Here is a 13,166-nt window from a genome sequence, read left to right as displayed (position 1 = left end):
TTTGGTATGATCTCTATTATGTCCTATTATGTACAGAAAAAATGAAAAGGAGACTTGACTGAACAAGCCCCCCATTTTTACTATCGAATTTCTTTAATTCTTGCTGCTTTACCGCGAAGACCACGCAGATAATAAAGTTTCGCACGACGAACTTTACCACGGCGAGCCACTTCAATCTTGTCAATCTTCGGAGAATGGAATGGGAAAGTTCTTTCCACACCCACACCGTAAGAAATTTTACGAACTGTAAACGTTTCGCTGATTCCACCGCCGTGGCGTTTAATAACAACACCTTCGAACAGCTGAATACGCTCACGTGTACCCTCGATAACTTTTACGTGTACTTTAAGTGTGTCTCCTGGACGGAAATTAGGAATATCCGTACGGAGTTGCTCTTTCGTAATCTCTTGAATAAGATTCATAGTTGACTCCCTCCTTCCACACAGGTGTTCATTCCGCTAATAGTTAGTATTTCTAAGTTGTTATGCGTAGAGGACCACCAGACTCGAACTGTTGAAAAAATCACAACAGAATATATAATATCATAGTCCAAGGATTAATTCAATAGAGAAGTTTCCGAGGATTTAAATATCTTATACTTGGTTTTGCTCCTGCTTTTGCTTTTTCCATTCAGCCACCCAGATTTTCTCTTCTTTGGATAAAACTCGACCCTCAAGTAAATCAGGTCGACGTTCCAAGGTCCGGATAAGTGATTCTTTAAAACGCCATTTTTTCACATTGGCATGATGTCCTGAGAGAAGCATTTCGGGAACTTCCCAATCCCTGAACTTTGCGGGTCTCGTATAATGCGGGTACTCCAGCAGCCCCGTTGAGAACGAATCAGTCACAGCAGACATCTCATTCCCGAGCACACCCGGCAAGAGCCTCACTACACTGTCTATAATGACCATAGCGGGGATTTCACCGCCAGTTAGGACATAATCACCGACTGACAGCTCGTCCGTCACTAGATGCTGTCTAATGCGTTCGTCATAGCCCTCATAGTGGCCGCAAATAAAAACAAGATGTTGCTCGCCTGCGAGTTCTTCCGCTTTCTTCTGCGTGAAGGTCTCACCTTGCGGACACAGAAGAATTACTCGCGGCTTCACGGTTTCACCTTCACTCGTCTGAAGCGGCGGCAAGTCTTCAACAGCGCCAAAGATCGGCTCTGGCTTTAACACCATACCGCCTCCGCCGCCGTACGGATAATCATCCACGGTATTATGTTTGTTCGTCGAGTAATCCCGAAAATTGACCGTGCCCAGCGAAACGATTCCCTTATCACGTGCTTTCCCTAGAATGCTGGATGAAAACACGCCATCAAACATTTCGGGGAACAAGGTTAACACATCAATTCTCATTCCATTAACCCTTCCATCAGATGGATCCGAATCGTTTTGTTAGGAATATCTACATTGAGAATCACATCATCGATAACTGGCAGCAATAGCTGCTTACCTTTGGGCAAGGAAACGACCCAGACGTCATTCGCTCCTGGAGTAAGCACTTCTGAGATCAAACCCAGCTCCTGCTCATCTTCTGTCACGACTTTACAGCCGATAATTTCGTGATAATAATATTCTCCCTCTTCAAGCGGCTGTTGATGCTTCGCTTCAATCTTGATCAGGGAGCCTTTGTATTTCTCTACATCGTTGATGTTCGTGAATTGATCAAATTGGATGACAAACACGTTTTTATGTAAGCGGGACGATTTCACTGTCACCGGCGTTTGCTTATTTTGAGAATCTACAATAATTAAAGAACTTCCTTTATCAAACCGTTCTGGAAAATCTGTTTCTGGCACAATTTTCAGCTCTCCACGGATGCCGTGGCTATTTACGACTTTACCAACCGTCACTAATTTCTCCGTCATATGCGCTTGCCCAACCTCCACTTTAAATTACCATCTTCTCTATATGCGAAAAAAGGCTAGGAATTGAATCCTAACCTCATTTCTTATGAAACGATTTCTACGGCTACCCGCTTCGTTTCTTTCACAGCTGCCGACGTGACAACTGTACGGAGCGATTTCGCAATCTTGCCTTGCTTGCCAATCACTTTACCGACATCGTCGGGATGAACAGAAAGCCTGTACTCGATCTTGTCCTCTTTCTCCACCACAGCGACACGTACCTCTTCCGGATGATCGACAAGAGCCTTAGCAATTACGGTGATAAGATCCTTCATGAACCCACCCTCCGAAAGATAACAGATTACTTCTGTAATTTCAGCTCGTGAAACTTAGTCATCAAACCTGCTTTTGAGAACAGGCTGCGAACTGTATCGGACGGTTGAGCGCCAGTTTGAAGCCATTTAAGCGCTTTTTCCTCATCAAGAACCACAGCTGCTGGTTCAGCAATTGGATTATAAGTACCGATTTCTTCGATAAAACGACCATCACGCGGGGAACGGGAATCCGAAACCACCACACGGTAGAAAGGAGCTTTATGAGCGCCTACACGTTTAAGACGAATACGTACTGCCATTGAAAAATCACCTCCTACTTAGAATAAACAGCCTATTTAAAAGGGAAATTTGAATCCCTTGCCTAACTTTTTCATACCTTTAGCGCCTTTCGGCCCCATCATGCCTGAGAACTGCTTCATCATCTTGCGCATGTCATCGAACTGTTTGATAAAACGATTGACTTCCTGTACCGTATTTCCGCTACCTGCGGCAATCCGTTTACGACGATTCGCATTTAGAAGCTCAGGTTTACGCTTCTCTTCTTTCGTCATGGACTTCACGATCGCTTCTACACGAGCCATTTGTTTCTCGTCAACCTTCATATCTTTCATACCTTTAATCTTGTTCGCACCAGGAAGCATCTCAAGAATTTGGTCAAGTGGCCCCATCTTCTTCACTTGCTCCATCTGTTCAATGAAATCCTCGAAGGTGAATTCGGCGTTGCGCATTTTGCGCTCCATCTCTTTCGCCTTGTCCATATCGATACCGGCTTGCGCCTTCTCAATTAAGGAGAGCATATCGCCCATGCCGAGAATTCTTGATGCCATACGGTCAGGGTAAAACGGCTCTAACGCATCCATTTTCTCACCGCTGGCTACGAACTTGATCGGACAACCTGTCACCGCTTTGACGGACAACGCAGCACCACCGCGCGTATCTCCATCTAGTTTGGTTAACACGACGCCTGATAATTCAAGCTGTTGATGGAAGCTTTCTGCCACGTTGACAGCATCCTGCCCCGTCATCGCATCGACGACTAGCAAAATCTCATCAGGACTCGTTGCTTCACGAACGTTTTTGAGCTCGTCCATGAGATTCTCATCAATGTGCAAGCGACCTGCTGTATCGATAATCACGTAGTCATTGCCGTTATCCTTTGCGTGTTGAAGCCCTGCCTTCGCAATCTCAACAGGATTCACTTTATCACCTAAGGAGAAAACCGGCACCTTCAACTGCTCGCCTAGCACTTCCAACTGCTTAATCGCCGCGGGACGATAAATGTCACACGCAACAAGAAGCGGTCTATGATTCTGTTTCATCAACATTTTAGCTAGTTTACCGGAGGTCGTTGTTTTACCTGCCCCTTGCAAACCTGCCATCATAATGACCGTTGGCGGTCGATTCGAGCGGGCTAGCTTACTTTGTGTGCCACCCATCAGAGCGGTAAGCTCTTTATTTACAATATCGATAACGACCATGCCGGGTGTAAAAGATTTCAGTACTTCTTGTCCGATCGCTTGCTCTTTGACTTTCGCAATAAAATCTTTGACGACTTTAAAGTTAACGTCCGCTTCAAGCAGTGCTAATCGTACCTCGCGAAGCGCTTCGCCTACATCTTCTTCCGTCAGCTTACCTTTGCTTCTCAGCTTGCCGAACACATTCTGCAATCGGTTTGCTAATCCTTCAAATGCCATGCGCTTCACCTCCTGCTTCTACCAATGGTTTTAACCCATACCTACTATTGTATCAAAAAGCTCTGTCACTTTCCTCTTTAGCGCCGGATCACAGTCTGTCAATCCAACATCCAAGTCTTGACGCAGCTTCATGCGTTGTTCATGTTTATGTACCAGCTGCAACTTACTCTCATATTCTTGAAGTGTCAATTCGGCACGTTTAATATGCTCATACACCGCTTGGCGGCTAATGGTGAAGTTCTCAGCAATCTCCCCGAGGGAGTAATCATCATGGAAGTACAGCTCAAGGAATGTACGCTGCTTATCGGTCAACAATGGTTCATAGAAATCAAACAGCAGGTTAATGCGATTCGTTTTCTCCAACATAGGATCGACAGTCATAATCTACCTCCGTAAAGGTTGCACACTTGACAGCAGCACAACAGAACCTATCATACTGAATTCCAAGATGATTGTCAAGCATTATACCTTGTCAGTATTATCGCCCATCCATTTGCCAAAAAGCGCATGTACAAACTGCTCGGAATCGAACTGTTGCAGATCATCCATTTTCTCACCAAGGCCTACAAATTTAACCGGTAGAGAGAGCTCTTGACGGATCGCCACGACGATTCCACCTTTAGCTGTACCATCCAATTTGGATAAGACCAAACCTGTCAGACCTGCTTTTTCCCCGAAAAGTTTCGCTTGGCTAAGCGCGTTTTGTCCGGTTGTTGCATCTAAAACGAGAATAACCTCATGGGGAGCATCGGGAACTTCACGTTGAATAACGCGATAGATTTTGTTCAGCTCCTCCATCAAGTTCACTTTATTTTGCAAACGACCCGCTGTATCGCATAAAAGGATATCAACGTTACGCGTTTTGGCGGCTTGCACAGCATCGTACATAACCGCGGCGGGATCTGCGCCGGATTGTTGTTTAATGACATCGACACCAACGCGCTCTCCCCAAGTTTCGAGCTGTTCAATGGCGCCAGCACGGAACGTATCGCCAGCTGCCATCAACACTTTTTTACCTTGCGATTTAAACATGTGCGCCATTTTTCCGATTGTCGTTGTTTTACCCACGCCGTTTACGCCAACGAACAAGATAACCGTTAAACCATTTGGGTTCATGTTCAATCCCGCGTCTGCATCACCTTTCAACAAATCAATCAGTTTCTCGGAAAGGATCGGCTGAAGCTCGCTTGGGTCTTCGATTTTGCGTTTCTTAACCTCGGAACGGAGCTCATCAATCAACTTCAGCACTGTATTCACGCCTACATCGGCGCCAATTAAAATTTCTTCCAGCTCTTCATAAAAATCTTCATCTATTTTCTTACGACGGCTAAATAAATCATCGACACGGTTCACGAACGCATCTCTCGTCTTCGTTAAACCCTCTTTGAATTTATTCGTTACCGCTTCTGCCTTGCCTGAAATGCTTTCTTTCAATCGCTTAAAAAAACTCATAGTTCCTCCTAGATACTTCCTTTAATTTCAACTTTATGATGCTGTCATCGTCGCTTCTTCATCCTCTAAACGGACGGATACTAGCTTGGATACGCCGCCTTCTTGCATCGTAACTCCATACAACACGTCGGCTTCTTCCATCGTTCCTTTACGATGTGTAACGACAATAAATTGCGTCATCTCAGAAAACTCACGCAAATACTCGGCAAAGCGAGATACGTTCGCCTCATCCAGCGCGGCTTCTACCTCATCCAGTACGCAGAACGGCACTGGTTTTACACGAATAATCGAGAACAGGAGCGCAATAGCCGTCAGCGCACGTTCTCCACCGGATAACAGTTGAAGATTTTGCAGCTTTTTGCCTGGCGGTTGAGCCACAATCTCAATGCCGGTATCCAGCATATTCTCAGGCTCAGAAAGAATCAAATCTGCGCGACCGCCGCCGAACAATTTAGCAAAGACAACGCCAAAGTGGGAGCGAATCGCATCGAAGGTCGTTTTAAAACGTTTGGACATTTCTTGATCCATCTCACGAATAACCTGATAGAGGGTTGTTTTCGCTTCGATTAGATCATCTTTTTGGGAATTCAAGAACTCAAACCGTTCCGATACGCGAGCATACTCCTCAATCGCTCCTAGATTCACATCGCCTAGCGAAGCAATCTCACGTTTCAGCTCACGCACTTTAGTCTGTGTACCTTGAATATCTTCTGGCACAGGATAACGCATTTTGGCCAGCTCATAGCTAAGCTCATATTCCTCAGCCAGCTTTTTGAGCAGATTTTCCAGCTCCACATCAAGGCGCGTCACCCGAACCTCGGTTTGATGGAGATTTTCTTCCACCTGTTTCAGCTGAATACGCTGCGTACGTGTCTCATTTTCGCCGTGTTCGAGCTTTTGTAACCAGTCTGCACGCTCTGCACGTTTGAACTCTATACTTTCGGAGCATTGCTGCTTCTTAAGCTTCAAATCGTTTAATAGCTCGATCTGCTGAACTGTTTCTAGCTCGAGCGTTGCCATATCGCCTTCCAACTGCGTTAGCAGGCTGCGATTGACTTCCATCTCGCGTTCCGCTTCGCTTAGATCCTGCTGTAACCGTCTTTGTTGATCTTGAAGGGATTGCTTTTCCTGTGATGTGGATGCCACCTTCACCTTCAAATCTGTCAATTGGCTTTGCAGCTCTTCTTTTTCGGATTCGCTTGCTTTACGAGAGCTCTCTGCATCACGAATCGCTTGTTGAAGCGAAGCTTCCTCTTCTTGGAGCTGCGCGAGCGCGGCTTCGCTTTCGACTTTTTTACGACTAAATTCCGTACGTTCCTCCAGCAAAGCGCCTCTATCTTGACTATCCAGCGTAAGCTGCTCTTCTACTGTACGACTTTCGGATTCTAACGGATTCAGCTCCGCGCGAATTTGCTGCTCCGTAATGCGTTGCTGCTCACCTAATTGTCGAAGCTGTTCAACCTTCAACATTTCATCCGTGATCTCCCGCTTCAACGAACTGGATTGGCTGCGCAAGCCACTAAGCTGCCCCTCCGAAGTCGCAATCTCGGCATCCAACTCTTCGATTTGACGTTGGCGGCCCAATAAATTCGTCGACTTCTTCTGCAAGCTTCCGCCCGTCATAGATCCGCCTGGATTGACAACGTCACCTTCCAGCGTCACAACGCGATAGCGATATTGCGCTTTGGCTGCGATATGATTGGCATCCTCTAGACTCTCTGCGATCACGACGTTCCCCAATAAACTGGAGAAAATATTATTATACGTAGATTCAAAGGAGACAAGATCGACGGCAATCCCAACAAAGCCCTTCGCGTTTTTCAACGTCTGTATCTCATGATCAGAAATCGAACGTCCGCGAATGACGTTCATTGGCAGGAACGTAGCTCGTCCCATCTGGCGACGCTTCAAGAAAGCGATCGCTTCCCGGCCATCGGCCTCGGTCTCAACGACGATATTTTGCAAGGCTCCGCCTAGAGCTGTTTCAATGGCAACTTCCACATTCGCAGGAACTTTGACAAGCTCTGCAACCGCTCCGCGAATACCGCGTAAATCTTTGCGCGTTTTCGCTTTCAGCACTTCTTTAACACCTTGCTGGAAGCCATCGTAATCGTTGGCCATTTCCTTCATGGTGTCACGGCGGGAAATTAACGCATCGAGCTTCTGCTCCCATTTCCGCACCATAGCCTGTGCTTCATCTAGAAGTCCTTGTTTGCTCTTCAGGGCTTGCGTTAATTGGACATATTCTTGTCGTGCGCGCTCAATGTCTGCAACTGTTGCTTCCAATTTGGTTGAAAGCTCTTGCTTACGGCGCGTAATACTTTCGCGTTGATCTGCCCATTTCTGGCGCTCTTCATCAAGCCTGTCCAACCGGCGTCCAATGCTTTCGATTTGCTGCTCGGCGTACCGAATTTCATTACGAGACTGCGCCATACGATTGAGCGTTTCCAGCAATTCACCCTTCAACTGCTCCTCAGGCGATGAACTGATTCCCCCGCTTACCCCTTGTAAGCGCTGCTCTTCTGCCGTCAGCTTCGCCTGGAACTCGAATAACTGCGCACCAATTTGAATGATTTTTTCCCGCTGCTCGCTCAAATCCGCTTCTTTATCTAATTTACGCTGCTCCTGCATCGCGATTGTTGTACTGAGCTGCTGATGATTCGTCACATAGTTCTTTTTCCGTTCTTTCAGAACCTCACCGTGACCCTCGCATTTCTCAAACTCTTCGCTCAAACCTAGCAGATTTTCTTGCAGCGTTTCTAGTTCTTCTTCGAGTCTACGTGTTTCCCAACGATGCTTCTCCAAATGTGCATCATGCTGGTTCACAATTGTAGACAGCTCTGTTTGCTCTTTCGTCAACTTTGCTAACAGCTGCGTAGCGTCATTCCAAGCCACATAGATCTGATCGATCTGATGCACATACATGGAAATCTCGCTGCTCTTGAGCGTTTCCTTCAACTCTTTAAACCGGATCGCTTTCTCTGACTGTTCACGCAGTGGTTCGACTTGATCCTCAAGCTCAGAAACTAAATCATGAATCCGCAGCAAATTTTGCTCGGTATCGTTTAACTTTTTCTCCGCCTCACGCTTACGTGCTTTATATTTAACAATCCCCGAAGCTTCTTCAAAGATACCTCGACGATCTTCTGATTTCGTACTCAAAATTTCTTCAATTCGACCTTGTCCAATAATGGAATACGCTTCTTTCCCGATACCAGTATCCATAAACAGCTCTGTGATATCTTTTAAGCGACAAGGTTGTTTGTTAATTAAATATTCACTATCCCCGTTACGATGCACTCTACGCGTCACTGTAACTTCATTAAAATCAAGCGGGAGGGACTGTGAGGTATTATCTAGCGTCAACGACACTTCCCCATAATTCACTGCACGACGTGCATCGCTGCCAGCGAAAATGACATCCTCCATCTTACCGCCACGCAACGATTTCGCGCTTTGTTCCCCTAACACCCAACGAATTCCGTCCGAGATATTACTCTTTCCACTCCCGTTAGGACCTACAACCGCGGTAATGCCTCGCACAAATTCGAGTTCCGTTCGGTCCGCGAATGATTTAAACCCGGATAATTCGATCCGTTTCAAAAACATGGTCTCACCTCAAAAAGTATTGTACCATATCACATGTCAAAATAAGAGAAAAATACAAAAAAGGCAGCAGCTGCCGCCTCTTCTGTTTGTTTCACTATCGTTGTACTGTTACGTTTAATTTGGACAGCGCGCCTGCAGCAGCCTGCTGTTCCGCCTCTTTCTTAGAACGACCTGCACCGGTACCCAACAGCTCGTTATCCATATGTACTTCAGCAACGAACTCCCGTTCGTGCGCAGGCCCCCGTTCATTCACAATCCGATACTCCAATGAGCCTAAATTGTGATGCTGGGTATGCTCTTGTAATTGCGTCTTGTAATCAATCACAAGCAGCTTGCCTTCGCTGGAAATTTTGGCGAATACATGTTTTTGTAGAAAAGCTTTAACGGTATCTAAACCTTGGTCTAAATACAAAGCGCCAACAAAGGATTCGAACACATCGGCCAACAATGCTGGCCGTGAGCGTCCGCCTGTCAACTCTTCCCCTTTTCCAAGCAATACAAAGGCACCGAAATCCAAATCTTCGGCAAATGTCACTAGAGAGGGTTCACAGACAATGGATGCCCTCAACTTCGTTAATTCACCTTCTGAACGTCCAGGATAAGATTCATATAAAAATTCCGAAACCGTCAATTCAAGTACGGCATCTCCAAGAAACTCAAGCCGTTCGTTATCTTTATGTCCAGCAATGCGGTGTTCATTCACATAGGACGAATGTGTAAAAGCTTGCTTCAACAGCTCCGTCTTGCGAAACGAGATACCGATCTGTTTCTGTAAGTCCTTAATATCACGATTCACGTCTTACTTCACCACCCGAGAGAATGATATTCCGTTATCTTTCGTCGCAGGCATGGGAATTATGCTTCAAACTTTTTCATGATGATCGTTGCATTATGACCGCCAAAGCCGAAAGAGTTCGACATTGCAATCCCTACGTTCGCTTCACGCGCTTTATTTGGCACATAATCCAAGTCGCACTCAGGATCTTGATTATCCAAGTTGATGGTTGGTGCAATCAAGCTGTTTGCAATCGTTAATCCGCAAATAACAGCTTCCACACCGCCAGCAGCGCCAAGTAAATGCCCTGTCATGGATTTGGTCGAGCTAACAGCAACCTTGTAAGCATGCTCGCCGAGCGCTTTCTTGATCGCGATCGTCTCAGACTTGTCTCCTACAGGAGTCGAAGTACCGTGAGCGTTGATGTAGGAAATCGCCTCAGGCTCAATCTTCGCATCCTTAATCGCTTTCACCATACAACGCGCTGCGCCATCTGGATCTGGATCTGTCATATGGTAAGCGTCTCCGCTCATGCCATATCCGATAACTTCAGCATAGATACGTGCGCCACGCTTCTGAGCATGCTCTAGGGACTCCAGAATGAGTACACCAGCGCCTTCCCCCATAACAAAGCCATCACGACCTGTATCAAATGGACGACTTGCCAAATGAGGCTCTTCATTGCGAGTTGACATCGCGCGCAGTGCGCAGAATCCCGCTACACCAATTGGTGTAATTGTCGCCTCAGCACCACCACAGATCATCACGTCTGCATCGCCGCGTTGAATCATTTTGAAAGAGTCGCCGATGGAATGCGTACCTGTTGCACAAGCTGTAACAGCTGTGGAGTTTGGCCCTTTCGCGCCCGTAACCATCGATACATGACCAGAAGCCATATTCGCGATCATCATCGGGATGAAGAAAGGTGAAACCCGTTTAGGTCCTTTTTCCAACAAAATGCGATGCTGCTCTTCCCAAGTGTTCAAACCGCCGATACCTGATCCTACGGAAACACCTACGCGCTCCGGATCCGTATCTTCGTTCACGTTCAAATTTGCGTCCTTCAGCGCATTAATTGCGCCTGCAACTGCGAATTGAACGAAACGGTCCATCCGACGAGATTCTTTGCGATCTACATAGTTCTCAATGTTGAAATCTTTGATTTCAGCCGCAATCCGTGTCGGGTATTCGCTTACATCAAAATTCTCGATCATCCCTACGCCGGATTTACCTGCAGTCAGGTTACCCCAGAACGTTTCCAAATCTTGACCAAGGGCAGTAACTACGCCCATACCTGTAATTACAACTCTGTTCATTTGTACCACCTTCTATATAGTGATTCCATATTTTTTGATTTTAATTGTCTGGAATGGAGAGAAGTCCCGTCTTTATTAGAAACGGGACTCTGTAGACTATTACGTATGAGATTTTATGTAATTCGTAACTTCTCCTACAGTCGTAATCTTCTCAGCATCTTCATCTGAAATTTCCAAATCAAACTCATCTTCTAATTCCATTACTAATTCAACTACATCGAGAGAATCAGCACCAAGATCTTCTTTGAAAGATGCTTCGAGGGTGACTTCAGCTTCATCAACCCCTAGACGATCGACTACAATTCGTTTAACACGATCCAATACGTCGGACATCCGGTTCACCTCCTCATTTGGTATTATACGAGAATCTTTGACAGATTGCCAGTAGGCAATTTTGAGATTCTCTTTTTTCCAGAAACTTACATGTACATTCCGCCGTCTACATGGAGCGTCTGCCCTGTCATGTAGGAGGCATCGTCAGAAGCCAAGAACCGAACTACCTTCGCAATCTCTTCTGGCTGCCCAAGGCGTTCCAGCGGGATTTGCTTCAGCATTTGTTCACGCATCTCAGCAGACAATTTGTCTGTCATATCGGTTTCAATAAAGCCTGGCGCAACAGCATTCACGGTAATGCCACGCGAGGAAAGCTCTCTCGCAGTCGCCTTCGTTAAGCCGATTACACCCGCTTTTGCTGCTACATAGTTAGCTTGCCCTGGGTTACCAAGTACGCCAACTACAGAAGATATATTGATAATTCGACCGAATCGCTGCTTCATCATTGGGCGCGTCACGGCTTTGACACAGTTGAACACACCTTTAAGATTCGTCGCGATAACTTGATCGAATTCTTCTTCTTTCATTCGCATGATTAAATTGTCTCTTGTTATGCCCGCATTATTCACGAGAATATCAATTTTACCAAAAACTTCTATCGTTTGCTTGACCAAATCCTCAGATTCCTGATAGCTGCTTACGTCCGCACGCAATTTAATCGCTTTGCGGCCCATCGCTTCAATCGCAGCTACAACTTCACCAGCAGCGGCTTCACTGCCCGCGTAGTTCACGACAACATCAGCACCGTGCTCAGCCAAATGCAACGCAATCGCACGTCCAATGCCTCTTGAAGCTCCTGTGACTAGCGCCACTTTACCCGTTAACATGGCCTAGCACCTCCTGCGTATACTTGTCCAACGCTTCCAGGCTGCCAATCGACACGGTTTTCACCGTTTTGTCGACTTTTTTAATCAAGCCGGCAAGCACCGTTCCCGAGCCTAGCTCGATGAACGTATCTACGCCTTGGCTGATCAGGTACGTAATCGTGTCTTCCCAAAGCACAGGGGAATACACCTGCTCCACCAGCAAGCCGCGAATATCGCTCGGCTGGGTCACAGGACGAGCCGTTACGTTGGCGACAACGGGTACGGCTGCATCCTTCATCTCGATGGACGCGAGCACCTCTGCGAGGCGCTCCGAGGCTGGCTTCATGAGGGAAGAGTGAAACGGCCCGCTCACCTCGAGCGGGATGGCACGCTTCGCGCCAGCTTCCTTGCAGCGTTCAACAACCGCTGCAACGCCTTCCTTACTGCCCGAGACGACGATCTGTCCCGGGCAGTTCACATTGGCGAGCTCCACGACGGAGCCGCCGCTGGTGATTGCCGTGCAAAGCTCCGCCAGCGCTCCGCGCTCGGCTCCCAGCACGGCTGCCATGGCACCCAGGCCGCCTGGGACGGCCTGCTCCATGAACTCGCCGCGGGCGCGCACGGTGCGCACCGCGTCTTCAAACGCGAGCACGCCGGCTGCGACGAGCGCGCTGTACTCGCCTAGACTATGTCCTGCGACATAGTCCGGCGTAATGCCCGCAGCCTTGAACGCTTCTAGACAAGCGATGCTTGTCGTCAGCAGCGCAGGCTGCGTGTGGTACGTGATCTTCAATTGGTCCTCTGGACCCTGGAAGATCAGATCAGACAAGGAAAAGCCCAGCGCAGCGTCTGCACGGTCGAAATACGCTTTAGCAGCTGGCTGCGATGCATATAGGTCTTGTCCCATGCCTACGGACTGTGAACCTTGTCCAGGAAATACAAATGCTATTTTACCCATACGAGAAAAGGATCCCCTTCCACGGTTTATTCAGTC

Annotated in this window: 14 protein-coding genes; all 14 read right to left on the bottom strand. The window is 47.2% G+C overall.

Annotated features, from left to right (window positions below):
• Positions 1-80: 80 nt before the first annotated feature.
• Positions 81-422: a 50S ribosomal protein L19 gene (gene rplS, locus AC58UX_RS19040; RefSeq protein WP_028558249.1), complete on the bottom strand. Its 342-nt coding sequence runs from the start codon at positions 420-422 to the stop codon at positions 81-83.
• A gap of 171 nt (positions 423-593) precedes the next feature.
• Positions 594-1,361 (bottom strand): tRNA (guanosine(37)-N1)-methyltransferase TrmD, encoded by a 768-nt coding sequence (gene trmD / locus AC58UX_RS19035; RefSeq protein ID WP_497255508.1) that lies wholly within the window; start codon positions 1,359-1,361, stop codon positions 594-596.
• Complete coding sequence (gene rimM / locus AC58UX_RS19030; protein ID WP_497255506.1) at positions 1,358-1,873, bottom strand: ribosome maturation factor RimM; 516 nt, start codon at positions 1,871-1,873, stop codon at positions 1,358-1,360. The genes trmD and rimM overlap by 4 nt, the downstream gene beginning before the upstream one ends.
• 83 nt (positions 1,874-1,956) lie before the next feature.
• Complete coding sequence (locus AC58UX_RS19025) at positions 1,957-2,187, bottom strand: KH domain-containing protein (RefSeq protein ID WP_028558246.1); 231 nt, start codon at positions 2,185-2,187, stop codon at positions 1,957-1,959.
• 26 nt (positions 2,188-2,213) lie between these two features.
• Complete coding sequence (gene rpsP / locus AC58UX_RS19020) at positions 2,214-2,486, bottom strand: 30S ribosomal protein S16 (RefSeq protein WP_028558245.1); 273 nt, start codon at positions 2,484-2,486, stop codon at positions 2,214-2,216.
• A gap of 36 nt (positions 2,487-2,522) precedes the next feature.
• Complete coding sequence (gene ffh, locus AC58UX_RS19015) at positions 2,523-3,881, bottom strand: signal recognition particle protein (RefSeq protein ID WP_497255504.1); 1,359 nt, start codon at positions 3,879-3,881, stop codon at positions 2,523-2,525.
• A 30-nt stretch (positions 3,882-3,911) separates the two neighbouring features.
• On the bottom strand, positions 3,912-4,262 hold the full coding sequence (locus AC58UX_RS19010; RefSeq protein ID WP_497255502.1) for a putative DNA-binding protein: 351 nt from the start codon (positions 4,260-4,262) through the stop codon (positions 3,912-3,914).
• 81 nt (positions 4,263-4,343) lie between these two features.
• A complete protein-coding gene (ftsY, locus tag AC58UX_RS19005) occupies positions 4,344-5,333 on the bottom strand; it encodes a signal recognition particle-docking protein FtsY (protein ID WP_497255500.1) in 990 nt (329 codons plus the stop codon).
• Positions 5,334-5,366: 33 nt separating this feature from the next.
• Positions 5,367-8,942, bottom strand: a complete 3,576-nt coding sequence (gene smc / locus AC58UX_RS19000; RefSeq protein WP_497255498.1) for a chromosome segregation protein SMC — start codon at positions 8,940-8,942, stop codon at positions 5,367-5,369.
• A gap of 94 nt (positions 8,943-9,036) precedes the next feature.
• Positions 9,037-9,738 (bottom strand): ribonuclease III, encoded by a 702-nt coding sequence (rnc, locus tag AC58UX_RS18995; protein ID WP_497255496.1) that lies wholly within the window; start codon positions 9,736-9,738, stop codon positions 9,037-9,039.
• Between the two features lie 59 nt (positions 9,739-9,797).
• The gene (gene fabF, locus AC58UX_RS18990) at positions 9,798-11,033 is read right to left on the bottom strand and encodes a beta-ketoacyl-ACP synthase II (protein ID WP_497255494.1); all 1,236 of its coding nucleotides are present in this window, start codon (positions 11,031-11,033) and stop codon (positions 9,798-9,800) included.
• Positions 11,034-11,132: 99 nt separating this feature from the next.
• On the bottom strand, positions 11,133-11,366 hold the full coding sequence (gene acpP / locus AC58UX_RS18985) for an acyl carrier protein (RefSeq protein ID WP_028558238.1): 234 nt from the start codon (positions 11,364-11,366) through the stop codon (positions 11,133-11,135).
• 86 nt (positions 11,367-11,452) lie between these two features.
• Positions 11,453-12,193, bottom strand: coding sequence for a 3-oxoacyl-[acyl-carrier-protein] reductase (fabG, locus tag AC58UX_RS18980; protein WP_497255492.1), 741 nt, complete (start codon positions 12,191-12,193; stop codon positions 11,453-11,455).
• A complete protein-coding gene (gene fabD, locus AC58UX_RS18975; RefSeq protein ID WP_497255490.1) occupies positions 12,180-13,130 on the bottom strand; it encodes an ACP S-malonyltransferase in 951 nt (316 codons plus the stop codon). The genes fabG and fabD overlap by 14 nt, the downstream gene beginning before the upstream one ends.
• Positions 13,131-13,166 lie beyond the last annotated feature (36 nt).

Source organism: Paenibacillus sp. J22P90 (genome assembly GCF_059692195.1).
The sequence above is the reverse complement of the archived record's forward strand: the minus strand, read 5'-3'. Positions and strand labels throughout refer to the sequence as shown.